Origin of the sequence: Saccharopolyspora thermophila, assembly GCF_014646075.1 — a bacterium.
Taxonomy (GTDB): Bacteria; Actinomycetota; Actinomycetes; order Mycobacteriales; family Pseudonocardiaceae; genus Saccharopolyspora; species Saccharopolyspora thermophila.
Genome location: NZ_BMMT01000020.1, coordinates 50513 through 75040 on the forward strand (window position 1 = coordinate 50513; position 24528 = coordinate 75040).

A 24528-nucleotide genomic window follows, 5' to 3' on the forward strand; every position below is an offset into this window, starting at 1 on the left:
TCGGGGGTTACCGGCCCTGGTAGGTGAATGCTGCCCAGTGCGCGGGTTCGGTGGGGTCGACTTCGGCGAAGTAGGCCGCCAGTTCCTCCGGTACGCCGGGCAGCGCGCGGCGGCGCGGGTCGAGCATCCACAGTTGGGCGGCGCGCAGGGCAGCGGCCGGGTCGGCGTACCCGGCGTTGAGGAAGTGGTGGAAGACGATCATGAACATCGAGGTGGGCAGGTCCTCGACCTCCCAGCGGGTGCCGACCACACCGGCGGCCCCGGCGGCGAGGAACGCCGTGGACAGCGTCAGCACCTCGTCGTGCTGGCGGTCGGTGAGGTCGCTGGCGCACGCCGCGAGCACCACCAGCGCCCCCGGCGCATCGCGCGGCCGTTCCCGGGCCTGCCGCAGGATGTCCTGCACCGGTAGCTCCTCGCCGTTGCCCAGCAGCAACGCGGATTCGACCGGCAGTTCCGCGGGAGTGGCGTGGCAGGCCAGGTGCAGCAGCGACGCGCCGGGCAGCCGCGCCAGTACGTCGCCCGGTGTCGGCAGCGGCTCGCGGCGGCGGCGCGTACTCGGCCTGCCCAGGTAGGTGCCGCCGCCGTAGTGCTGCTGGTGGAGGTAATCGAGCTCGTGCCGGCTCCAGTGCAGTTCCGGCGTGCGCAGCAGCACCGGTTCGCTGTCCCAGTCCCGGGTTGCGCGCCGCCCGGCTTGCAGGAACTGCCGCGCCGAGGCGGCGTAGCAGATCACGGCGTCCTGACACGCGTAGCGGACCCTGCCGCCCGGCACCCGGCGTCGCGCGGCGTGCCACGGCACGGTGCCCAGCTTCCCCACCGGAACCAGCACGATCCGCAGCGGCCGGTCCCGCGAGGTGGCGGTGATCCGGTCGAACACCCGGTTCAGCACCGCCGTCCACGCCCAGTCGCACACCGCCTCCAGCGCGGGCCGCCACCGGTCGTCGACGCCGGCGCCGACCCGGGCGCGTTCGCGTTGCAGCTGGTCGAAGCGCTCCACCGGCCCGTCCTCGGCGAGCAGCGCCGACGGCACGCGCTCCACCCGCCCGTCCGCGGTCACCAGCACCGACACCCCGGGCAGCAGGTACACCAACCCCTGGGTACGGGCCGCGCGGAGCCCGGCGGCGATCTCGGCGACCGAAGGCGGGGACAGCAACTGCGCCTCCGCCTCGGTGCCCTCGAAGGCGTGCAACACCCGGTAGCGCAGGTCGCTGGGCAGGGCCGCGTCCGCGACGCGCATCGCCTGCGCCGTACCGGTGTCCCACAGTTGTTCCCGCCCCACCTCGGCTTCCCACCGCTCGGCGAGGTCGGCGTGGCCGTTCGCGCGCAGCAGCGCGGGCATGCCCGACTCGACGGTGGCGGCGTGCAGCACCATGCCGCGCCCGAGTTCCAGTGCCTGCACAGCGGTGTCGGCCTGCCCCGCGACCAGGCACCACGCGCTGACTTCCGCGGCCTCGCCGGACGCGACGGCGGCGGTTTCCAACGCGCGACGCGGGGTCGACTGCAACAGCACGTTCCGCGCGCGCTCCCGCAACGCCTCCAACCCGGTGCTGATCGCCCGCTGCTGGTCCCGGCGGGCGTTGTCGCCGCGGGCGGCGTAGCAGTCGGCCAGGGTGGTGAGCAGGTTCGCCGTCTCGAAATCGCCTGGCTCCAGCGTGAACTCACGCCGCACCTGCTCGAACCGGTCGATGGCGTTGTTCAGGTCGCGCGGCGAGCCGGTCAGCTCGAAGCGCATCCGCAGCGCGGTCGCCAACCCGCGCAGCGCGCTGCGCCGTTCCTTCGGGAACAGGTCGGGGTTCGCGCAGACCTCGGTCAGCATGCCGATGGCCCGGTTCAACGACGCGAGATCCCTGGTGGCGAACGCCGGGCCCACCAGGGCCGTTGCCGCGCTGATGGTTTCGTGCGGTCGGTCGAGGTGGTGCCCGGGCATCCGCTGCAGCGCCCCGAGAATGTCGTCGACCGCGCTGCGCACCTCGACCGGATCGACGTTCTCCGGTGTGTACTCGGTGCCGGTGAGCATGCCGCGCAGCAGCCGGACGGTGCCCTTCGCGCTCTTTAGGCGGGGATGCAGCAGGTGGTCGGCGGGCAGGTCCGCCAGCATCGCGTCCAGATCGGCGGCAACCTCGTCCAGCACGGCGGAATCCAGGTGATGCGGGGAAATCCGGCTCATCGCGATGGTGAAGCGGGTGATGATGTCGTCGCCGTCGTTGCCCGCCGCGTAGAACCGCGCCGCCTCCAGGTCCTCCTGCCCGCCGAACGCCATGAACCGCTGGATGAGCAGATTGCTCAACCACGGCAGCAGCAGAGGCCGCAGGTTGTGGTCGGCGGGCAGCAGCTCGTCGGCGCACCGCGCGTGCCGCACGGACGAGTCGAACAGATCCCTTGCGCCGCCGGTCATCGCGTCGAAGCCCTCGGCGACGGCCAGCAGGAAGTGGTTGATCGCGGCGTTGACCGGGTCGGCGGCGCCGCGCCCGACGGCCTGCCCGGCCAGCTCCCGGACCCGGGCCAGCGACTGCGTGGACCGGGTGCGGTCCGACGCGACCGAGACCAGCAACGCCGCGGTCAGCGGGGTGAGCACCGCGGCGCGATCGGGGTCGTCGTCGGAGAACCGCGTCAGCGCCTGCTCCAGCCGCCGCACCACGGCCGCGTGCTCGTCGGGGTGCATGTTCGGCGTGCCGGGCAGGGTGGACGTGCTGCGCAGGCCGCTGAGCAGCAGTGACCGCATCGGGTGCCCGGCGGGCAGGGCGGCGGCCGCGTCGGCCAGCCGCTCGGTGGCCGCGTCGGTGGCCTCGGAACTGCCGGTGACCTCGGCGAGCCTGGCGGCCAGCCCGGCCTGCAGCGCGGTGATCTCGGCCCGGCCCGGCACCTCGTCGTCCCAGGACCGGGCGGCATCGTCGAGTTCGGCGATGGCGGTCTCCCAGTCCGCGGGATCGGACTGCTCCGCCAGGTTCGCGGCGGCGTCGACGATGACCTTCAACGTGGTGACGGCACCGTCGGTCGCGGAGTCGGGGGAGAGCGCGTCCAGGTGGCGGCGGATTTCGGCGTGCTGCTCCGGGGAGATCCGCAGCGAAACCCCGTCGGCCATGTCCGCGGTCACCTTGCCCTGTCGCAGCTCGGCGGGGATGTCCTGGGTCACCAGCAGGTAGGCGAGACCGATGTGGCAGGCGTCGGCGGTGCGGGTGTCCTCGCTGTCGCGCAACGCCGCGGTCAGATCCTCGGTGGCGGCACGGTGATCGGTGTCGCCGCCACCGCGGGACAGGAACCGGGTGAGGTGCATCATCCCGCGCACGAAGCGAATCTGCCTGCGTAGTGCGGATTCCGGCAGCTGCTCGAACGCGGTGTTCAGCTCGGCGAGGGCGTCGTCGACGTGCTCGAACTCGTCCAAAGCCAACACCAGCTGCGCGGTGATCAACCCGATGCGGGCGACGATCTCGGCGGCGTCCTCAGCCAGCAGCGGGCGGAGTTGCCGCAGATATCCGACCGCGGTGCGGAATTCCTCCGGCTCGCCGCGCTCGGCGAGGAGCGCGTGCGCCATCCCGAGCTGGTACAGCGGTGCGGCGCGGGCGGGTGAGTCGGCCGCGAGGGCGTGCAGCAGAGTGCCCGCGACGTCGATGACCTCGCCGACGTCGGCCCCGGTGGTCTGGGCGCGGTGCAGCAGCAGATCGGCCAGCTCCACCAGGAGGTGGTACGCGGTCTCGTCGTCCAGGTCGTCGGCCAACCGCGCGTATCGCTGCGCGACGGCCTCGTCGAGTTCCGCTGGGTCGGCCGACATCCCACCCCCTCAGCAGTCCCGATCAAGCTTATAGAACCACCCAATCCCCCACACGAGATTCGACACAAATCCCAATTCCGTGGGTGGGAAGTCGGGTGGCGGGACAGAGCGCTCCGATGAGCGGATCATCTTCCGCACCAGCCTGCCGTGTGCTGTCTGCCGAACGGGTGAATCGGCTGGCGGGAATCGGCTGTTCAGACCACGAGGGGGCGGATCGTCGGCATAGTGACCGGGCTCTGTCCCCTTGTGTGCGAAGGAGTTCCGGTGGCTGTCCGACTACCCCGAGCCGCAGCGGTCCTCTCCGCCGCCGTCGCGGCGGTCCTGGCGACAACGGCACCAGCGCCGGCCGCGACGGCCACCCCGCCGAACCTGGTGGATTTCGAGCTGGTGAACACCAGCGGCGACCTGCGGTCCCGAGTGGACAAACTGGCTGACCAGCTCCCGAAGGCCGACGTCCCGAGCATCCTGGCGAACGCCAACCGCCAGGGCAGCACGGGCGACGCCTGCACGTCTCCGGCGCTGGATGCGATGCAGGAGGCGCCGCTGCGCAAGTTCTGCTTCAACGCCGAGGACACCGGAAAGGTCGGCGGCACCGTGGAGTGGATGCCGCAGGGCGTGACAACCGTGGCGGACGCCAACGACGACCAGCAGGTGGGCGGCAAGCAGGCCCTGCTGGTGAGTTGGTACGACAAGGGCACGGACCCGATCAAGGGCGTCCGCGTGTCGTTCCTCGACCCGGCGACCAGCAAATACCGCCACGTCCTGCTGGTGTACCCGTACATCAACAGCAACGGAAACCCGTCCTACGAAGCCGTGACCACCCCGCAGGCGGGCAACGGGAACAGCGTCCACGCGGGCGGAACAGCCTGGTACGGCAACTACCTCTACGTGGTGGACACCGCCCGAGGCATCCGCATCTTCGACATGCGCACCATCTTCGACCTCGGCGCCGCCGACAACGGCGACACGTCGAACAAAGCCCTGGTGGGCCGCCACGACAACATGTACCACGGCTTCGGCTACCGCTATGTGATGCCGCAGGTGGCGGGCTGGTCGAATCCGGAAGGTGTGGTGGACCACCCGGGCGACTACAAGTGCACGGCCACGGGACGCCAGCGCTACTCGTACGTTTCCCTGGACCGCAGCACCTCCCCGCACACCCTGCTGACGGGCGAGTACTGCGCGGACCAGCACAACGCGAACCTGAACGGCCGGGTGGCCCGGTGGAACCTGGCCACCACGGGCCTCCCGGCACCGGACAGCGACGGAACCTGGCGAGCCACGTCGGCCTACCGCCTGCCGAAACCCCGAGTCCAGGGAGTCACGGCGGCAGCAGGCCGCTGGTACCTCAGCACCAGCAACGGGCAGAACAACGCGGGCAACTTCCAGGCCGCGGTCCCGGACAAGGACACCGGAGCCGGTGTCCTCACCACCGACGGCCCCAACCGGGCGGTGGCGATCGGTGTGGAAGACCTCTCGTACTGGCCGGGCAACAACGAGGTCTGGACGGTCACGGAACACCCGGGCAAGCGGGTCCTCTACAGCGTTGCCCGCTAGCCGCTCGCGAGGTCAGGCAAACCAGGTGAGGACGCCCAGCACCGCTGCCACGCCGAGCAGAACCAGTCCGGTTACCAGCACACCCCGGCGCCGGGCTCGCACCGGAAGGGCCATCGGGGGCGGTGGGGAGCCGGGCTGGTCCGGCGACGTCCAGAACGGGGGCGGGCCGCCGTAGTCCCCAGCTGGGAGGTGGTCGGGGGACGGCACCCAGTCCGCGCGGTCGGGGATCTCCAGCCGGGGCCGTTCGGGAGCCGGCGGCGGCAGTGGCAGTGGCGGCGGCGGTGGCGGTGGCGGCGGCGCGGACGAGGCACGGCGTTGCAGCCACAGCCCGTAGCCCGTCAGGACCAAGCCGACCAGCCCGATCAGGGCCGACGCGACCGACCCCAGCTTGTCCGCAATCTCCAGCACCCGATCAGACTGCCAGAACTTGGCCTGATCTCGGCGCGATCTGGGACGATGCCCGTCCTACCGGCACGGCTACGTTCGGGTCGCTCGTGGCATCGTGTCGATGGAGACGGCGCGGTTTCCACCGTGATGGCGACAACGCGGTGCCGCCACTGCCGCGAACGCCCCGGCCGCCAGTGCGGCTACGGACCACCCGCGTAGAGAGGAACAGCGGATGACAACCGAGCCGGGCGAATCGGGCGATGGTGAGTCGACACCGGCCGGGCCGAACGCGGTGTGCCACACCTGCGGCGGCATGCAGCGGATCAGTACTCCTCGGCTGTACGTGGTGCAGGCAACGAACGAGCTCACAACCGGTATGACGATGGCCGAGGGGCGCACCTGCCCGCAGTGCAAGGGCCGGGGCTCTCTGTCGGGGCTGCAGCCGCCTGGGTAGCAACTTCGTCTACCTGCGGTTTTGCGCCCCCAGCAGGATTCGAACCTGCGACCTAAGGATTAGAAGTCCTTTGCTCTATCCAGCTGAGCTATGGGGGCCGTTCGGTCGACAGCTCGGGCTGAGCTGCAGCAAGCAGGGTAGCGGTACGGGACTCCCGGCGCGGGACCGACGCCGCAGCCGTTGCCGAGCCGGTACCGAACGGCAGCCTGATCGACAGCCGGTCAGACCGCGGGCAGCTTGCCCAGGGCGGCCCTGGTCAGCTGGAACAGCTGGTCGGAGGTGTCGGCCGCGGAAGCACCCTGCATCGACAGCATGGTCAGCATCGAGTGGTCCTGGTGGATCGCGGTGGCCGCGGTGCACGTCTGGTAGCCGCTGACCAACTCGCAGTACAGCCAGGCTGAGTGCCCTTCCACGTCGACCTGCACGCCGCGGGGTTGGCGGTTCGCCGCCTTCTCGAACGGCTCGTAGAAGCCGGCGGCGGCCGTGTTCTCCGGGCCGCTGCCGAGCAGGTGCGCGCAGCTCCCGGCGATCGGATTGTCCGGGTGCGGCGGTCCGACCGGGCCACCGACCAGGGCCAGGTCGGCTGGGGTCAGCAGGTTGCACGGGTCGATGCCGGCGATGGTGCGCGGTATCGGGATGCGGGCTTGCGGGGTCATGGTGGACCGCGGCGGCGTCGGCTCGTTGTGAAATCCGGCCGCCGGGATCGGCGCACCGGGGACCTGCGTGGCGCACCCGGTCACGACCGACAACAAGCACACCGGAACCAGGAGCAGCCAGCGGCGGACAAGGGTCACAGCGGTAACGGTAGCGGTTCGCCGGTGCTGCCGACCATCACGATGACGTGCTCCGTTCGTGCCAGCCGGTGGCTGTGTGGGCAACCAGACACCGGCCACCGCGACCCGGTTCCGCCACGAACGCGCAGGTCAGACCGGGCCATCCTGCGAGGTGATGCTCGCGCACCTGCGGCTACGCTCGGTGTGTGGCATCCGAGACCGCTCCCGCGCCCGCACCGGAACGGCGCACCACGTCGAGCACCGTGGGCGTGCTGGTCGTCACCGCCGGAGTGCTGGCCGCACTGGTCGCCGCAGCGCTGACCGCTCTTTCCGCCGGTGCCTCCTACGCCCTGCTGGGCCTGCCTGACCCGGGGCCGGTGACGCACTACGGCCTGCCGGTCGTTCGCGTGCTGGCCGAAGCCGGTGCCGTGGTGAGCATCGGCTCGCTGCTGCTTGCGACCTTCGGGATTCCCGCGCAGCGGTCGGGTGCGCTGGCTGCCGACGGCTACGCGGCGGTGCGCACCGCGGGGTGGGCGGCCGCGGTCTGGTGCGTGGGCGCGGCGTTGGTGGTGCCGTTCACCGCGGCCGACGCGACCGGCCGACCGGTGTCCGACGTGCTCAGCACCGAAGTCTTGTTCGGCCTGGTCGACGCGTTGGAGGAGGCCAAGGCGTGGTCGCTGACCGCACTGCTGGCCTTCGTGGTGGCGCTGGCCTGCCGGGTGGTGCTGTCGTGGGGCTGGACGGCGGTCACGTTCGGCGTGGCGCTGCTGGGCATGTTCCCGGTGGTGGCCACCGGCCACTCCGCGAGCGGTGGTGCGCACGACATCGCCACCAACAGCCTGCTGTTCCACCTCTTCGCCGCGATGCTGTGGGTAGGTGGCCTGGTGGCCCTGCTGGCCCACGCGGCCCGGCGCGGTGACCACCTGCCGCTGGTCGTCGGCCGCTTTTCGCACATCGCCCTGGTCTGCTGGGTCGCGCTGGCGCTGTCGGGCGTGATCAACGCACTGGTGCGGGTTACCCCGGCGCAGCTGTTCAGCTCGACCTACGGCCTGCTGCTGGTGCTCAAGGTCCTCGGACTGGTGGTGCTCGGCGTGTTCGGCTACGTCCAGCGGCGCACGGTGGTCCGGCGGCTGGCGGACGGGGCTGGCGGGGCCGCGTTGTTGCGGTTCGGGGCCGTCGAGGTGCTGCTGATGTTCGCCACCATCGGTGTCGCGGTGGCGCTCGGCCGGACACCTCCGCCAGGTGGGACGACACCGGTGCCGAGCCGCACCGAGTTGCTGATCGGCTACCCGCTGGAGGCGCCGCCGGACCTGTTCCGGCTGCTGTTCGACGTCCGGTTCGACCTGGTCTACGGCACGCTCGCGATCGCCATGGCCGTGCTGTACGTGTGGGGCGTGCGCCGACTGCGCAGGCGCGGTGACCGCTGGCCGGTGGGGCGCACGATCACCTGGCTGCTGGGCTGCGCGACGATCCTGGTGGCGACCTCGTCGGGTGTCGGCCGGTACGCGCCCGCGGTGTTCAGCGTGCACATGGGCCAGCACATGCTGCTGTCCATGCTGGCGCCGGTGTTCCTGGTGCTGGCCGGGCCGACGTCGTTGGCGCTGCGGGTATTCCGGCCCGCGGGCAAGGACGAGCCGCCGGGGCCGCGGGAGTGGTTGGTGGCGTTCGTGCACTCGCCGGTGTCGCGGGTGCTGACCAACCCGATCGTCGCCTTGGCGTTGTTCGTCGGCTCCTTCTACGCCCTGTACTACACCGGGCTGTTCGACCTCGCGCTGAACCAGCACTGGGCGCACCTTGCGATGAACGCGCACTTCCTGCTGGTCGGCTACCTCTTCTACTGGCCGGTGATCGGTATCGACCCGGCACCGCGGCCGCTGCCGGCGTTGGGCAAGGTGGGGCTGGTGTTCGCGTCGATGCCGTTCCACGCGTTCTTCGGCATCACGCTGATGATGTCGCAGACCGTCATCGGCGAGAACTTCTACCGCAGCCTCGACCTGCCGTGGATGATCGATCTGCTGGCCGACCAGCGGCTCGGCGGTGGCCTGACGTGGGCGTCGGGCGAGGTGCCGCTGGTCGTGGTGGTGCTGGCGCTGCTCGTGCAGTGGTCCCGCGCGGACTACCGGGCCGCCCGGCGCATCGACCGGAAGGCCGATGCCGACGGTGACGCCGATCTGGCCGCCTACAACGAGATGTTGAGGCAACTCGCCGAGCGGGACACCCCGCGCAGCAGCTGAGCTGGCCGATCGGCCGAACTGAGCTGGCCGATCGGCCGGAATTGCTACAAACAGCGATATTTCGGTCGCATTGCGTAATGATCTTCGGGCACTCTGGTCGCACGAGCCGGGAGTCGGCTCGAAAGACCGGGAGGAGCGGCGGAGATGTCTGGGTACCGCGTGCGTGGTCCGACACGGGGCGCAACTACGATTCAGGGCATGGCCGAGTTCATTTACACCATGAAGAACGTGCGCAAGACGCATGGTGACAAGGTCATCCTCGACAACGCGACCATCCAGTTCTACCCGGGAGCCAAGATCGGCGTCGTCGGGCCGAACGGGGCTGGCAAGTCGACCGTGCTGCGCATCATGGCGGGACTCGACCAGCCGAACAACGGTGAAGCGTTCCTCACACCGGGCTACACCGTCGGCATCATGCAGCAGGAGCCGCCGCTGAACGAGGAGAAGACGGTCCTCGGCAACGTCGAGGAGGGTGTCGGGGAGATCAAGCAGAAGCTCAACCGCTTCAACGAGATCGCCGAACAGCTCGCGACCGACTACTCCGACGAGCTGATGGAGGAGATGGGGCGCCTCCAGGAGGAGCTCGACCACGCCGATGCGTGGGAGCTGGACTCGCAGCTCGAGCAGGCGATGGACGCCCTGCGCTGCCCGCCGCCGGACGCCGAGGTCAAGTACCTCTCCGGTGGTGAGCGCCGCCGCGTCGCCCTGTGCAAGCTGCTGCTGAGCAAGCCCGACCTGCTGCTGCTCGACGAGCCCACCAACCACCTGGACGCGGAGAGCGTGCTGTGGCTGGAGCAGCACCTGGCGACCTACCCGGGGGCCGTGCTGGCCGTCACCCACGACCGGTACTTCCTGGACAACGTCGCCGGCTGGATCCTGGAGCTGGACCGCGGCCGCACCTACCCGTACGAGGGCAACTACTCGACCTACCTGGAGAAGAAGGCCGAGCGCCTGGCGGTGCAGGGCAAGCGGGACGCGAAGCTGCAGAAGCGCCTGAAGGACGAGCTGGAGTGGGTCCGCTCCAACGCCAAGGCCCGTCAGACCAAGTCGCGGTCCCGTCTGGCCCGCTACGAGGAAATGGCCGCGGAGGCGGAGAAGACCCGCAAGCTCGACTTCGAGGAAATCCAGATCCCGCCGGGGCCGCGCCTGGGCAACGTCGTGGTCGAGGTGGAGAACCTCAAGAAGGGCTTCGGTGACAACCTGCTGATCGACGGGCTGTCGTTCAGCCTGCCGCGCAACGGCATCGTCGGCGTCATCGGTCCGAACGGCGTCGGCAAGACGACGCTGTTCAAGACCATCGTGGGTCTGGAGGAGCCGGACGCCGGCACGGTCAAGGTCGGCGACACCGTCAAGCTGTCGTACGTCGACCAGAACCGGGCCAACATCGACCCGAACAAGACCGTGTGGGAGGTCGTCTCGGACGGGCTGGACTACATCCAGGTCGGCCAGGTCGAGATGCCGTCCCGCGCCTACGTCAGCGCCTTCGGCTTCAAGGGCCCGGACCAGCAGAAGCCGGCCAGGGTGCTCTCCGGTGGTGAGCGCAATCGCCTGAACCTGGCGTTGACGCTCAAGAAGGGCGGCAACCTGATCCTGCTCGACGAGCCCACCAACGACCTCGACGTCGAGACGCTGAGCTCGCTGGAGAACGCGCTCGAGCAGTTCCCGGGATGCGCCGTGGTCATCTCGCACGACCGGTGGTTCCTGGACCGCGTCGCCACCCACATCCTCGCATGGGAGGGTGACGACGAGAACCCGGCGAAGTGGTTCTGGTTCGAGGGCAACTTCGAGGGCTACGAGCAGAACAAGATCGAGAGACTGGGGCCGGAAGCGGCCCGCCCGCACCGCGTGACGCACCGAAAACTGACCCGGGGCTGAACGGAGGCGCCTTGGCGAGCGTGTCCGGTTCACGCACTGGCTCGGCGCAGGGACTGCTGGACCCCGCATGGCAGATGCGGTGGCGGGTGCCCGAGCTGGCGCTGGTGCTCAGTGATCGCGCTGTCGCGCTCGCCAGGCGCGCCGGTGAACAGGCGGTTCGGCTGCGGGCCGAGGCGCTCGCCCTGTTCGCGTCGAACAGGTTGGGCCAGGGCGTCACGGCCACCAGCAGAGCGGTGGCCGCGGTGCGCGACGCCGAGGCGTCCGGTGATGCCGAGGTGGCCGCCCAGTTGCGCGTCGAGCTGGCGTGGTGCGCGCGCAGCGCCGGCAGTCACGAAGTGGCGGTCCGCGTGCTGGAGCCGGTGCTCGCGCAGGAGCGGATCGAGCCCGCGGTGCGGGCGCATGCGCTGCTGGCGCTGGCGGCGTCGCTGCCCGTGTACGGGCGGGACGGTGAACGGTCCGACGCGCTCGACGAGGCGGAACGGCTCTACGAGGCGGTCGAGGACAACCGGGACATCTGCCGGCTGCTCAGGGCGCGGGTCCACGTGGCACGCGCCGGGCACCACCGCCGGACCGGCGGGTTCGCCGAGGCCGTTGCGGCGGCTGACGCGGGGCTGGCGCTGCTGGAGCAGCTCGACGACCCGGCGGCGGAGAGCGGCGAGATCCGCACCCGGCTGGTGCTGGAGCGCGTCCAGTCGTTGCTGGAGTCGGGGCGTCGTGACGAAGCGGTCCAGGCCAGCGATCCCGTGCTGTCCCAGCCGGTCCGCGCCGCGGCGGCCGGGCCGATGGGCTGGTTAGGGCTGGCCATGGCCACCCGCGTGCACCTCCCGGACGGCAACCACGTGGCGGCCGTCCGGGTGCTCAACGACACCGCCGCGATCTCCGAGCGGCACAAGCTCGACGAGCTGCTGGCCGAAACCCTCAACACCCTCTCCCACGTGCATGAGAAGGGCGAGGAGTTCGCCGAGGCGCTGCGGGCCCTGCGGGGCGCCTACGCGGCGGATCGCCGGTGGCGGGCGGCCGTGCACGCCGCGCGCGTCCGGTTGCTGGCGGAGTTCCCGGCGCTCTCCTCCGACATGCCCGGCGATGTCGCGGTGCCGCGCCAGCCGAGCGGACCGCAGCAGCCGTGGCCGTCTGAGCCGCGGTCGCCGGAACCGCGTTCGGACCAGCCGCACCGGCGGCGGTCGGGCCGGTTGGAGCCGTTGGAGGCGGAGGCGCCGGAACCGCGCCCGTCCGATCAGCCGGTGCCGGAACCCGCCGGAGGCCGCCGGGCTCGGCATGCGAGCCCGCAGGACGCCGAGCGGACCGACGAGGCCCCGACCAGCACCGCGGCGGAGGGGGACACCGCGCACGACGCCGCACGCGCGTTGATGGAGACGCTCACCAACCGGGCTGCCGAGATGCGCGCGGAAGGCCGACGCCGTAAGGCGATGCCCGAGCCGCGGGTGTCGGAGGAATCCGCGCCGCCGGAACCCGAACCGCCGTCCTGGCCCTCGCACGCCCAGGCGGTGGACGCGCTCATCGAGCGCGTCGCCAGCGCGGAGTCCGTGGCGCCGCAGTTCCCGGCCGAGCAGGCCGAACCCGCCGCCGAGGGTGCACCAACCGAGATGGAGCAGACCGCGCAGCTGGACTGGCCGCCCGCGTCCTGGGAGCAGGCCACGGAGGCGGGGGCCACGATCCCGCAGACGCCCGTCGTCGAGCGGGCTTCCACCCGGGCCGAGGCGACGCCGCCGGGCGAGTACGGCTCCGCGGTGTCCGCGTCGGCAGCTGACTCGAGCTCAGCGGACGTGACGACGATCATGCCGGTGATCTCGGTGCCGGCGGATTCGGAACCAGCCGGGAACGACTGGCCGCCGAGCGCTGCGGTGGCCGAGCCGGGGGCGCAGCAGCGCGGTGCCGAACACCTTCTCCCACCGGACAACGAGCCCCCGCAGGACCAGCGTCCCGTCGAGGCTGCGCAGCCCGCGGAGGGCGGGCGGCGTTCCCGCGGGAAGTCGCTGGCCGAGATCCGCGCAAGCCTGCAGCTGTCGGAGGAGCCGCGTTCCGGGCGGCGGCGGGCCCGGCACGCCGAACCGGACGAACCGGTCACCCCGGCGGCGGAGGTGCTCGCCCGCCACCGCCAGGACTGGGCGACCGAACCGGAGTTCCCGACCGCCGCCGCCGAACCGCCGACCCCCGAACCCGCGACCTCCGAGCCGCGCGGCCCCGAATCCACTGCCGCGGAGTCCGCCGAGACCGAACCGGCCCCCGAGCCCGCGGTGGTCCAGGCCGATCCGGAGACGAGCGGCGAGGCGCGGACTGCGGCCGACTCCGGTCCCGGTGAGAAGATCAGTCTGGCCGAACTGCTCACCGAAGCGTTGATGGCCTACGAGGACGGTCGGCGCGGGCAGGCCGAGGCCGCGCAAAGGGCCGAGGCGACGTCCTCCGGGCGGCACAGCAGTGCCCACGTGGCCGGGATCGGCGAGCGTTCACGCGCCTCCCACCGCTCAGCATCGTCTACTTCGGACGATCCTGCGGCTGGTGCGGTGGCGCGGCACCGCCGCCCCGGGATGGACTCTGCAGCGGCCGATCCGTCCCTCTGAAGCCTTTCACTCTGAGGCTTCGTCACTCGCACCGACGCCCGTTCTGGACTGTGCGGATCCGCCCCGACCTGGCATGATGGCCGGGGCGCGTACGGCGTTCCGCTGCCCGCATCGCCACGCAGAAGGCACGCGCGGACCCATTCTGAAACGTCCAAGACATCGATCATTGTGCCGCTTTTCACGCAGATGACGGCGTTACTGCCCGCTGTCCCAGGCGGGAACTGGCAGGCTTAAGGTGGAACGTGTTGGCACAACGAGGTGCCGTCAAGCGTGGAGCTGCCTGAAGATGACCTCGAATCCCGGACAGTTGAAGACCGCACGACCGCCGAAGGCCGATGGGGAGGCTGGCGAGCAGACGGAGAACTCCGAACTGGCCAAGTACCGCCTGCTCGACCGGGCGGTCGAGCAGGCACCGGAACTCGCCGAATTCCTGCGCGTCTACTACCGGCACGTGCCCGCCGAGGAACTCGTGGACGACGATCCGACCGACCTGGTCGGCGCCCTGCGCTCGCACCACCAGCTCGCCTCGAAGCGGGTCGCCGGTCGCCCGCTGGTGCAGATCTTCAACCCGAACCGGACCGACAACGGCTGGCAGAGCCCGGCCACCGTCGTGCAGATTGTCACCGACGACATGCCTTACCTGGTCGACTCGGTGATCGCCGAGCTTGGCCGCGACGGGGCCGAGGTACAACGCATCATTCACCCGATCATCGTCGTGCGCCGCGATGTCGCCGGCGAGTTGCTGGAGGTCCTGCCGGGCGCTGACCCGGCCGACCCGCCGCCCGGCACGATGGCGGAAAGCTGGATGTTCGTCGAGGTCGACCAGGTCGTCGACGACGACCGGCTGGCCGTCCTCCAGCAGGGCCTGACCGACGTGCTCAACGACGTGCGCGAGGTCGTTGAGGACACCGAGCGGATGCACGCCACCGTCCGCGCCCTGGCCGACGAGCTGGAACAGAACCCGCCGCCGCTGCCCGGCGAAGACGTGCGCGGCGGCGCGGACCTGCTGCGCTGGCTGGCCGACGGCCACTTCACCTTCCTCGGTTACCGGCACTACGAGTTGGTCGACGGCGACACCCCCAAGCTGCAGGCCGTGCTGGCCTCCGGCCTGGGCGTGCTGCGCAGCGACAGCTTCGCGGCCCGCAGCCTGACCAACGGTCCGGACACGCTCGCCAGCGCGATGTCCAAGGAACTGCTGGTGCTCACCCAGGCCAGCGCACCGTCCACAGTGCACCGGCCGGTGCACCCGTTCCACGTCGGCGTCAAGACCTTCGACAAAACCGGCCGGGTCAACGGCGAGCACCGCTTCCTCGGACTGTTCACCACCACCGCCCTGCACGAGAACGTGCTGGACATCCCGTTCATCGAACGGCGGGTCCGCGACGTCATCCACGCCGCCGGGTTCCCGCTGGAGTCCTACTCCGGGCAGCGGATGCTGGAGGAGATCCAGAACTACCCGCGCACCGAGCTGTTCTCCACCGAACCGGAAACCCTGCAGGAGATCATCACCGGCGTGCTGGCGCTGGCCGAGCGGCGCAAACTCAAGCCGTTCCTGCGCCGCGACCCCTACGGCCGCTTCTTCTCCTGCCTGGTCTACCTGCCGCGGGACCGCTACACCACCAGCTCCCGGCTGGCGATGCAGGAGGTGCTGCTGGAGGAGCTGGGCGGCACGGGGCTGGAGTACAGTACCCGGGTCGGCGAGTCCACCCTGGCGCGGGTGCACTTCGTGGTGCACACCAACCCGGAGGACCATGTCGAGCCGGACCTGGCGCGCATCCAGCAGCGGCTGGAGGAGGCGATCCACACCTGGGACGACCAGATGGTCGCCGAGGTCGACGCCGAGCAGTCCGAGGGCCGCCGGGACGGGCACGCCCCCCGCAGCCTCTCGGAGGCGATCAGCCAGATCGGCCAGCGCTACGCGGCCAGCTTCCCGGAGGCGTACAAGGAGGACTTCACCGCCCGCGAGGGCCTGATCGACCTGCGGCGGCTGGAGTCGCTCACCGGCCCGAACGACCTGAAGATGTCGTTCTACGCGCCGCGCGACGCCAGTGCGGGCCAGCGCCGCTTCAAGATCTACGTCGGCGGCCGGGTCACCCTCTCGCGGGTGCTGCCGGTGCTGCAGAGCATGGGTGTCGAGGTCGTCGACGAACGCCCGTACGAGATCGTCATCGACGGCACCGACAACCAGTACTGGATCTACGACTTCGGGCTGCGGATCGACCCGGACCTGCTGTCCGGTGCCGACGCGGCGCGGCTGGACACGCTCACCCAGCGCTTCGAGGACGCCTTCCGGGCAGCCTGGCTCGGTGACGCCGAGGTCGACCGGTTCAACGCGCTCGTGCTGTGCGCGGGGCTGACCTGGCGGCAGGCGGCGGTGCTGCGTGCCTACGCCAAGTACCTGCGGCAGGTGGGCATCGCCTACAGCCAGGACTACATCGAGGACGCGATCCTGGCGCACCGCACCACCACGACGGCGCTGGTGAACCTGTTCGAGACCCGGTTCGACCCGACGTTGTCCGAGGAGGACCGGGCGACCCGCGAGGCCGACCTGGTCGAGGAGGTCAGCAAGCTGATCGACGAGGTCACCAGCCTCGACGCGGACCGGATCCTGCGCAACTACCTGAGCCTGATCCGGGCCACGCTGCGCACCAACTACTACGCGATCGACCCGAACCGCGAGCGCACCTACCTGGCGCTGAAGCTGGAGCCCCGGGAGATCCCGGGATTGCCGGAGCCGCGCCCGCAGTTCGAGATCTTCGTGTACTCGCCGTGGGTGGAGGGCGTGCACCTGCGGTTCGGCTCCGTCGCCCGCGGCGGCCTGCGCTGGTCGGACCGCCGGGAGGACTTCCGCACCGAGATCCTGGGCCTGGTCAAGGCGCAGGCGGTGAAGAACGCGGTGATCGTGCCGGTCGGCGCCAAGGGCGGCTTCGTGGTGAAGCGGCCCCCGGCCCCCACCGGCGACCCGCTGGTCGACCGCAAGGCCGTCCAGGACGAGGGCATTGCCTGCTACCGCATGTTCATCTCCGGCCTGCTCGACCTCACCGACAACCTGGTCGGTGGCGAGGTCACCCCGCCGCGCAACGTGGTGCGCCACGACGGCGACGACACCTACCTGGTGGTGGCCGCCGACAAGGGCACCGCGACGTTTTCCGACATCGCCAACGACGTGGCCCAGTCCTACGGGTTCTGGCTCGGCGACGCGTTCGCCTCGGGCGGCTCGGTCGGCTACGACCACAAGGCGATGGGCATCACCGCCAGGGGCGCCTGGGAGAGCGTCCGGCGCCACTTCCGCGAACTGGACGTGGACACCCAGTCCCAGGACTTCACGGTGGTCGGCATCGGCGACATGGCCGGTGACGTGTTCGGCAACGGCATGCTGCTGTCCGAGCACATCAAACTGGTGGCGGCGTTCAACCACATGCACGTGTTCATCGACCCCGACCCGGACCCGGCGGTGTCCTACGCCGAGCGCCGCAGGCTGTTCGAACTGCCTCGCTCGACCTGGGACGACTACGACCGCACCAAGATCAGCGAGGGCGGCGGCGTCTGGTCGCGGTCGTTGAAGTCGATCCCGCTGAACCCGCAGATCCGCAGGGCTCTGGGCATCGAGGAGTCGGTGCAGCAGCTGTCCCCGGCCGAGCTGATCAAGCGGATCCTGCTGGCCCCGGCGGACCTGCTGTGGAACGGCGGCATCGGCACCTACGTGAAGGCGACCAGCGAGACGCACGCGGAGGTGGGCGACAAGGCCAACGACGCGGTCCGCGTCAACGGCGCGGACCTGCGGGTGAAGGTCGTCGGCGAGGGCGGCAACCTGGGCCTGACGCAGCTGGGCCGGATCGAGTTCGCCCGCGCGGGCGGCAAGGTCAACACCGACGCGCTGGACAACTCGGCCGGGGTGGACTGCTCCGACCACGAGGTCAACATCAAGATCCTGCTGGACCACCTGGTCGCCGACGGCCGGTTGACCCGCGCGCAGCGCAACGAGCTGCTGGCCGAGATGACCGACGAGGTCGGCGAGCTGGTGCTGGCCGACAACCACCGGCAGAACGCGGTGCTGGGCATCTCCCGGGCGCACGCGGCGCAGATGGTGTCGGTGCACGCCCGTCAGGTCAGCGCCCTGGAGAAGAACGCCGGGCTGGACCGGGCGCTGGAGGCGCTGCCGACCGCGAAGCAGTTCCGGGAGCTCGAGAAGGCCGGCGAGGGTCTCAGCTCGCCGGAGCTGGCGACGCTGATGGCGCACGTCAAGCTGTCGCTCAAGCGGGACGTGCTGGACAGCGCGCTGCCGGACACCGAGGCGTTCAGCTCGCGGCTGCCGGAGTACTTCCCGAAACCGCTGCGGGAACGCTACGCCGACGCCATCGCCGCGCACCCGCTGCGCCGCGAGATCATCACGACGCTGCTGGTGAACGAGATGGTCGACGGCGCGGGCATCTCCTACGCCTACCGCCTGGCCGAGGAGCTCAGCGCCTCCACGACCGACGCGGTGCGCGCGTTCGCGGTGGTGACGAGCGTGTTCGACCTGCGCGACCTGTGGCAGCAGATCGACGCGCTGGCCGGGAAGGTGCCGAGCTCGGTGGCCGACCAGATGGTGCTGGAGAGCCGTCGGCTGCTGGACCGGGCGGCGCGCTGGATGCTGACCAACCGCCCGCAGCCGCTGGCGATCGGCGCCGAGATCAGCCGCTTCCGGCCGGTGGTGGCCGAGCTGTCGGGTGCGGTGCGCGGCCTGCTGCGGGGCCGGGCGGCCGAGGGCGCCACCGCGATGATCAAGCGGTGGACCGACGCCGGGGTGCCCGAGGAACTGGCGGAGCGGGTCGGCGTGCTGCTGGACTCGTTCGCCCTGCTGGACATCACCGAGATCGCCGAGCTGGCCGAGCGCGACGCCGGGGTGTCCGCGGAGCGCAGCCCGCGGGAGAGCGCCGAGCTGTACTACACGCTGGCCGAACACCTCGACGTGGAGCGGATGCTGCTGGCGGTCAACGAGCTGGAGCGCGGAAACCGGTGGCACTCGCTGGCCAGGTTGGCGCTGCGGGATGATTTCTACGCGTCGCTGCGGGCGATCACCATCGACGTCCTGCGCACCAGCGATCCGGAGGACGATCCGGAGCAGAAGATCGCCCGGTGGGAGTCGACCAACGCGTCGCGGCTGGCGCGGGCCAACTCGTCGCTGGAGCAGATCATGAGCTCCGGGCGGCTGGATCTGGCCACGCTGTCGGTGGCCGCCCGGCAGCTGCGCAGCATGGTCCGGTGAGAGACCGGGTGGCCCGCGGCGCCGCGGGCCACCCGGCCGGGTGAGAGAGGGAGCTCGTCAGTGGGCGCGTTCGTAGCCGAGGTGGCACTACGTTGGTCGGACATGGACGCGTTCGGCCACGTCAACCATGCCAGGACCATCACGTTGCTGGAGGAGGCGCGGGCCGAGCTGCTGTTCACCGAGGCAGAGCGGCGGGGCCTGCTCGGCATGGCCGAGGGCATGGTGGTGGCGCGCGTGGTGATCGACTACCACAGCCCGCTGGTGTACCGGTCGAAGTCCCTGCGGGTAAAGATGTCGGTCCGGGACCTGAAGGCCGCGTCGTTCGTCATCGACTACACGGCCTACGCGCAGGAGGCGGTGGCGACGGCGGAAACCCTCATGGTGCCCTACGACCTGCGGGCCGGGCGGCCGCGGCGGCTGACCGCGGAAGAGCGCGAGTTCCTGTCGGCGTGGCAGGCCGACACGGTGCAGCCGGAGTTGGACCGTGCCTGAGCTGCGGATTCCCGACCCGGTCGAGCGGGACGATCTGGGTGCGTTCGTCGCCCGGGCGGTGCGCCTGGACGGCGGGGTCTTGGTGCGGCTGCGCGCCCGGCCGGACCGGGGCCGGGTGGACGTGTGGGCGGCGACGCCGTTCGACGCGTTGTGCACGCGTTCGGTCGAGGGCGAGGTGGAGCCGGCGGACCTCACGGTGTCGGGCAACGAACTGTTGGCGGCCCTGACCGTCGCCGGTGCGCCGGTGATGGATCCGGGCCCGCCGCGGGACCTGATGTGGCGGTCGGAACTACCGCCGCCGGAGGGCTGGCGGCGCGTGGACGACCTGCCGGCCCGGGTGGTCGGGGAGGTCGCCGAGCGCGGCATCAACGTGGCCCGCGACAACGTCGGTCCGAAGGGGACGCCCCCGGCGTCGCTGCTGGACCAGGAGGTTTTCACCGTCTCCGGCGCGGGTTTCGAGGTGAAGGTGCCGCTGCGCTGCCTGTTCGTGCTGTCCGGCATGGGCTTCCTGGTGAGTGAACCGCCGGAGGACGAGGTGGTGCGGGTTAGCGCGACGGATACGTGGCTGCGCCTGGACTCCCGCTACGGTGCGGTGGTCCGCCGCCGCCACGCGCTGCTCCCGCTGCTGGTGTGATCGGCGGCCGTTCGCCCGCAGCTGTGCGGGTGGAACCGTGGATTCTCCTGGCGTGAGCCAGGATTCCGGCCTCCCGGTGCCGTCCGGGTCATGCTTGGTGCAGCGCCAGCAGCAGCGATTGTGCGACCACAGCAGGGAAACCATCGTTCGCTGCCACGATCTGTCTACTGTGGTCTCGTGCGCGCAGCGACCGGCACGGCCAGCACGACCAGCGCACCGCATGGTCTCGATGCCTATGGCGTTCCGGAATGCGTGGTTCCGGGCATGGACGATCCCGTGGCCGGTGGTCCGGTGGCCTGCGTGGGCGTCGTGCCCGTGCCCGTCGGCGTGGTACCGGTGCGGGTGGTCGGCCCCGTCGGTGCGGTGGCGCTGGGTGTTGTCGTGGTCCGGGTTGTCGTCGGAGTGTGCGTCGGCTGGTGCGTCGTGGTGGTCGGCGGGTTCGGACGCGTCGTGGTGGTTGGCGGGTCCGGTCGCGTGGTGGTAGGCGGCTGCGGCGTCGTGGTGGTCGGTGGCCGCGTGGGACCGGTGGTCGCCGTGGGCGGTGTCGTCGGGTCCTCCGGTGTGGTCGTGACCGGTGGCCGCCCAGGATCGCCCGTGGTCGGGGCGCGATTCCCCGGACGTGTCGGGTCCGGTGCCGACCCATCAGGCGAACCCGGTCCGGACGGCGTCGTGGGCGGCACCTGGCCCGGCGAGGGTGGCACCGGTGAACCCGGCCCCTGCTGGCCGATCCGCCGAGCACCGGGCGTCGTCACCGCGTCCGGGACGTACGGGGCGCGGGCCTTGGGCCCGGCGGTCGGCGGTGGCGGTGTGGTGCCCTCGACGAGCGGCGGAAAGCGGTCGAACAGGCCCGGCGGCAGCAGACCCAGCATCGGGTCCGTGAACGGGGCCGTCAGCGTGTAGGCGCCCGCCGCGACCGCCGCACCGCACGCCGCCGTCGCCAGCGAGAGCCGGAACTGCTTCTTCAACGGCAGCGGCCGCGGTCTGCGCTCCACCACCGGCGACCGCAGCGGTTCGCTCACCAGCCACGACCGCACCGCCGAACCCCCGCGGGCGTGCGCGGCCCACGCGCGGCCCAGCCACGTCGTCGCGCTGCGCAGGTGCTCACGCAACACGTCGACCGGGATCGGGCTCACCGCGAGCGGATCCACCGGGCGCGTGGCGTGCCGCAGGTTGTCGGCGATGTTGGTGAGGCGTTCGGCCAGCAGCACCGGGTCCGTGGGCGCGGCCACATCTCAGCCCTCGGAGCCGTCGAAGTTGAGGCTGGACAGCGCGACCCCGTCGTAGCGCCACCAGCGCTCGCTGGACAGGTCCAGGATCCAGGCGTCGTCGTCGCGCACGATCAACCCGATGTGCAGGGCGCGCTGGCGGAAGGTCGCGTCGTCGATGGTGCCGGCCTCCAACTCGTCGAGCAGCGCCCGGTAGTTCGCCATCGCCTTGCCCAACGCCGGCGGGATCTCCGGTGCGCTGGCGGATCGGTGTCCGAAAACCATGCGATCAACCCCCCATCAGCGGACAACAGCGTTCGTCCACGTCAACGCCACCGACCCGGGACGGGAAAGGGCCAGAAGTCCCGGACCGTCGGCATCCCCGCCTCAGCTGCGGCGCACGAGCCGCCCGGCGAGCAGCCGGACCGCATCGCTGACCGCTGCCTCCAGTGGACCGCGCCGGAAGAACCGGCGCCAGACGAGCGGGAAGACGATCGAGAAAACGAGGAAGAGTTCGGGCATGTAGGTGTTGACGAACGCCAGAAAGCCCACGGGGTGGTGGCCGTCGCGGGGGAACGCCGGCATGTTCGGGACGTCGGTGGGCAGCTCCGGCCCCATGCTCGCCAGCTGGGCCAGGAAGTCCGGAACCCCGCTCAGCGGCCACCCGCCGGTCACGATCTGCCAGGTCAGCACCAGCGCGTGCAGGGCGTACAGGGTCAGCGCCATCGAACCGGCCGCGGCCAACGGCGTCAGCAGGCGGCCGGCACGGTCGGCCAGCTCCAGGCACACCGCCAGGATGACCAGCGCGATGCCGCCGGAGTTGAGCAGTTCGAACGTGGTGCCGCTGTGCGAGGCCGGAGCCAGCAGCCACTCCGGGTGGTCGATCGGCACGGTGCCCTGCGCCTGGCCCTGTGGCCAGGAGCCGAAGGACTCCACCAGCCAGGTCGACACCTGCTGACCCGCGACGGCCAGCACCACGCCCACCCCGGCCAACCAGCAGCGCACCCGGGTCGAACGCAGGTCCAGCCGACCGACACACATCCCCGCCAGCACCAGCGGCAGGTAGGAGGCCGCCGGGTAGAAACCGAGCAGAAGGAGGTCGAAGAAGCCCTCGTCGGCGAGCAGGTGCCCCGGGTCGACCGCGTCGACCGCCGACACCAGCCACGCCAGCGGGGTGTCCCTGGCGATCCACGTGCGCAGCACGAACGACAGCTGCGGGCCCACCAGCGCGGCCACCACCGCGGCAACGCCGAGCCCCCGGGCGCGGAGCCGGACGAACGGGAGCGCGAGCAGGAAGTACAGCCCGTAGAACGGGATGATCACGGTCAGCAGGAAACCCGTCGCCTCGGTCGCCTTGGCCAGCGCGAGACCGATCGCCACCAGCAGCACCGCGCGCACCGCGATGCGGGCCCGCGCCTCCCGCAGCGCGGCACCGACCGGCGGCACCCGGCGCCCGGACAGCATCGCCAGCGACACCCCGGCCAGCAGGGTGAACAGGGCGGTGGACCGGCCGCTGGCGAACTGCGCGACCCACACCTCCGGAGCGCCTTCGGCGAACGGCACCCCGAAGTGGATGCAGAACATGCCGAACACCGCGAAGAACCGGGCGACGTCCACACCGACGAGCCGACCGGAGCGTTGCGTGCTGGGCAGGCTCAGCTCGGGGGCGCAGGCAGTCATGGCATCCAGCGGGGAGTCGGGCTTGCGGAGGTCTTCAACTTACCGATCGGCAAGCGCGCCGCTCAGCACGAGGTCACGGCGACGAGGCAGGGCTCACACCAGCCACGCGGCGGTGCCGGCGGCAGCTGCCCGGACTCCAGCGGGCGCGAGCTGAGCACCACCTCGCCCGGCGGCAGCGGCACCGGGACCGACGACGTGTTCAGCGCGCAGGTCAGGCTGCTGCCGACCCGGCGGAAGGCAAGGCACTGCTCGGGAGCGCCGAACCACTCCACGTCGTCGCCGGTGAACGCCGGATGGGTGCTCCGCGTCTCCAGTGCCTGCCGGTACAGCGACAGCGTGGACGACTCGTCCTCCAGCTGCACCTCGACGGTGAACGCCGCCCACTCGGCCGGGATCGCCGGCCAGTCGCCCACGACGGGGGAGAAACCGAACGGCGGCTGAAAACCCTCCCACGGCATCCAGATGCGCCGCGTGCCGGGCAGCCCCAGCTCCTCGCCGTGCCGCAGGCACACCGCCCCGGGCAGGGCCAGCTGCACCAGCGCCATCGCGCGGACCGGGGTCAGCGCCGCCTCGTCCCGGCTCGGCTCCGTGTCGCGGCTGGCCATCGCCCACGCGGGCTGCGGGCCGGGCGCGGCGAGCACGCCGGTGATGGCGCGGCGCACCGGTTCGGCGTCGAAACCCGCCACCGCGAGGTCCAGGTTGAAAGCGAGGTGCCAGACGCCGGAGTCGCTGCCGATCACCACCCGGTCCGGGTGACCTGCCAGGGCGGCGGCGACCACCCCCGTCGGATCGTCGCGCGGCGCCAGGTGGAAGCCGTCCGCCCCGTGGTCCAGCCAGGGGTGCAGCACCGACCGCGGGTCCTCGCGCGCCGGGTCGACGTCCAGCGCGGCCATCACCCGCATCCCGGCCTCGTGCGCCTCGGCCAGCAGCGCGGCGAACTGCTCCGAGGCGGGGTCGACCGCCCCGGCCAGCACGACCGCGTCGACGCCCAGCAGCTCCAGGTAGCCCAGCCGGGTGCGCAGCCCGTCAAGGTCGCCGATGCCGTCGCCGTCGCCGTCGGCGAACGCCCCGACGTCGACCCGGTAGTACACCGCGTCCCACCACCACGGCTGGTCGCCGCGCCCCGTCGTTGCCTCCGCCCGCCGCATCACCAGGTCCCTCGCTCCGGCTCTCCACCACGAAGCGGCACCCGCCGCTCGACCCGAGGTGGCCTCGGAGGTGCTGCTCCCCGCTGCGCGGAGCGCGGTCTCAGAACCACGAGTTGACCAGGCTGTGCGCGGCCATCTCCAGGTACTGCCACAGCTGATCGCGGTGCGCCGGGTCGAGGTCGGCCTCGTCGACGGCGATCCGCATGCAGCGTAGCCAGGCGTCCCGCTCCGCCGGGCCGATCTTGAACGGGGCGTGCCGCATCCGCAGCCGCGGGTGCCCGCGGCGGTCGGAGTAGGTGTGCGGTCCGCCCCAGTACTGGATCAGGAACAGCCGCAACCGCTCCTCGGCGGGGCCCAGGTCCTCCTCCGGGTACATCGGTCGGAGGAGCTCGTCCTTGGCCACCTCCTCGTAGAACCGGGCCACGATGCGGTGGAAGGTCGCCTCGCCGCCGACCTGTTCGTAGAAGGTCTCCACGGAAGTCACGACACCATCCTC

General features: G+C 71.2%; 16 protein-coding genes and 1 tRNA gene. 8 read left to right on the forward strand and 9 right to left on the reverse strand.

Features of this window, described 5'->3' with window-relative positions:
• Positions 1–7: 7 nt before the first annotated feature.
• The gene (locus tag IEY17_RS22255; RefSeq protein WP_188990903.1) at positions 8–3766 is read right to left on the reverse strand and encodes a CHAT domain-containing protein; all 3759 of its coding nucleotides are present in this window, start codon (positions 3764–3766) and stop codon (positions 8–10) included.
• A 264-nt stretch (positions 3767–4030) separates the two neighbouring features.
• On the opposite strand from IEY17_RS22255, the gene IEY17_RS22260 reads away from it, so the two are divergent.
• Positions 4031–5323: a hypothetical protein gene (locus IEY17_RS22260; RefSeq protein WP_188990905.1), complete on the forward strand. Its 1293-nt coding sequence runs from the start codon at positions 4031–4033 to the stop codon at positions 5321–5323.
• Between the two features lie 12 nt (positions 5324–5335).
• Here IEY17_RS22260 and IEY17_RS22265 read toward each other — a convergent pair whose 3' ends face one another.
• Positions 5336–5731, reverse strand: a complete 396-nt coding sequence (locus IEY17_RS22265; protein WP_188990907.1) for a hypothetical protein — start codon at positions 5729–5731, stop codon at positions 5336–5338.
• A gap of 211 nt (positions 5732–5942) precedes the next feature.
• Here IEY17_RS22265 and IEY17_RS22270 point away from each other — a divergent pair, with 211 nt between their 5' ends.
• The gene (locus IEY17_RS22270) at positions 5943–6164 is read left to right on the forward strand and encodes a hypothetical protein (protein WP_188990909.1); all 222 of its coding nucleotides are present in this window, start codon (positions 5943–5945) and stop codon (positions 6162–6164) included.
• A gap of 24 nt (positions 6165–6188) precedes the next feature.
• Here the strand turns inward: IEY17_RS22270 and IEY17_RS22275 are convergent.
• A tRNA-Arg gene (locus tag IEY17_RS22275) sits at positions 6189–6262 on the reverse strand.
• Between the two features lie 123 nt (positions 6263–6385).
• The gene (locus IEY17_RS22280) at positions 6386–6958 is read right to left on the reverse strand and encodes a DUF3558 family protein (protein ID WP_229680460.1); all 573 of its coding nucleotides are present in this window, start codon (positions 6956–6958) and stop codon (positions 6386–6388) included.
• Between the two features lie 185 nt (positions 6959–7143).
• On the opposite strand from IEY17_RS22280, the gene IEY17_RS22285 reads away from it, so the two are divergent.
• The 6 genes from IEY17_RS22285 (at position 7144) to IEY17_RS22310 (ending at position 19999) form a co-directional block, all read left to right on the forward strand.
• Positions 7144–9171 carry a bifunctional copper resistance protein CopD/cytochrome c oxidase assembly protein gene (locus IEY17_RS22285; protein WP_188990911.1) on the forward strand — a complete coding sequence of 676 codons (2028 nt, stop codon included), beginning with the start codon at positions 7144–7146 and terminating at the stop codon, positions 9169–9171.
• Between the two features lie 198 nt (positions 9172–9369).
• Complete coding sequence (ettA, locus tag IEY17_RS22290; RefSeq protein ID WP_188990913.1) at positions 9370–11046, forward strand: energy-dependent translational throttle protein EttA; 1677 nt, start codon at positions 9370–9372, stop codon at positions 11044–11046.
• A gap of 20 nt (positions 11047–11066) precedes the next feature.
• Positions 11067–13625 (forward strand): hypothetical protein, encoded by a 2559-nt coding sequence (locus tag IEY17_RS22295; RefSeq protein WP_188990915.1) that lies wholly within the window; start codon positions 11067–11069, stop codon positions 13623–13625.
• A gap of 286 nt (positions 13626–13911) precedes the next feature.
• Entirely contained in the window at positions 13912–18873 is a 4962-nt protein-coding gene (locus tag IEY17_RS22300) for an NAD-glutamate dehydrogenase (RefSeq protein ID WP_188990917.1), read from the forward strand.
• Between the two features lie 60 nt (positions 18874–18933).
• On the forward strand, positions 18934–19365 hold the full coding sequence (locus IEY17_RS22305; protein ID WP_188990919.1) for an acyl-CoA thioesterase: 432 nt from the start codon (positions 18934–18936) through the stop codon (positions 19363–19365).
• A complete protein-coding gene (locus IEY17_RS22310; protein ID WP_188990921.1) occupies positions 19358–19999 on the forward strand; it encodes a DUF8010 domain-containing protein in 642 nt (213 codons plus the stop codon). The genes IEY17_RS22305 and IEY17_RS22310 overlap by 8 nt, the downstream gene beginning before the upstream one ends.
• Before the next feature lie 233 nt (positions 20000–20232).
• Here the strand turns inward: IEY17_RS22310 and IEY17_RS22315 are convergent, their stop codons facing one another.
• The 5 genes from IEY17_RS22315 to IEY17_RS22335 all read right to left on the reverse strand — a co-directional run bounded on the left by IEY17_RS22315 (position 20233) and on the right by IEY17_RS22335 (position 24516).
• A complete protein-coding gene (locus IEY17_RS22315; protein WP_188990923.1) occupies positions 20233–21228 on the reverse strand; it encodes a hypothetical protein in 996 nt (331 codons plus the stop codon).
• Between the two features lie 3 nt (positions 21229–21231).
• On the reverse strand, positions 21232–21489 hold the full coding sequence (locus IEY17_RS22320; protein WP_188990925.1) for a hypothetical protein: 258 nt from the start codon (positions 21487–21489) through the stop codon (positions 21232–21234).
• Between the two features lie 102 nt (positions 21490–21591).
• Entirely contained in the window at positions 21592–22884 is a 1293-nt protein-coding gene (locus IEY17_RS22325; RefSeq protein WP_188990927.1) for a heparan-alpha-glucosaminide N-acetyltransferase domain-containing protein, read from the reverse strand.
• A 62-nt stretch (positions 22885–22946) separates the two neighbouring features.
• A complete protein-coding gene (locus IEY17_RS22330) occupies positions 22947–24032 on the reverse strand; it encodes an alpha-amylase family protein (protein ID WP_229680462.1) in 1086 nt (361 codons plus the stop codon).
• Between the two features lie 100 nt (positions 24033–24132).
• Positions 24133–24516: a globin gene (locus tag IEY17_RS22335; RefSeq protein WP_188990930.1), complete on the reverse strand. Its 384-nt coding sequence runs from the start codon at positions 24514–24516 to the stop codon at positions 24133–24135.
• Positions 24517–24528: the final 12 nt, after the last annotated feature.